The organism is Phyllobacterium sp. SB3, from assembly GCF_040009165.1.
Taxonomy (GTDB): Bacteria; Pseudomonadota; Alphaproteobacteria; order Rhizobiales; family Rhizobiaceae; genus Phyllobacterium.
Genome location: NZ_JBDYKI010000046.1, coordinates 1 through 255 on the forward strand (window position 1 = coordinate 1; position 255 = coordinate 255).

A 255-nucleotide genomic window follows, 5' to 3' on the forward strand; every position below is an offset into this window, starting at 1 on the left:
GGTGCCAACGAATTTGGTAACGCCGTCCGTTGTGACAGCCTTTGCCCGGGCATGGACCCAGTGTGCCGGCATATCGGGCCGCTCCAGCATCCTGTACTCCACATCGAGGATGCCATTGCCATTGGCAGCAAGCGCCCTTTCAGCCGACTCCGACAAGGCAAGCCGGTCTTCCGGATGAACGCGCGACGCAAACCCATCAAAGTGCAGGTCTTCATCGGGGCGACGATTGAGCAATCGCATCGCTCTTTCATCCTC

At 59.2% G+C, this 255-nt stretch carries 1 protein-coding gene; it reads right to left on the bottom strand.

Annotated elements, in window-relative coordinates; genetic code table 11:
• The coding region (locus ABKW30_RS29310; RefSeq protein ID WP_348602495.1) for a PAS domain-containing protein at positions 1 to 240 on the bottom strand (240 nt) is incomplete at its 3' end.
• Between the last annotated feature and the right edge of the window lie 15 nt (positions 241 to 255).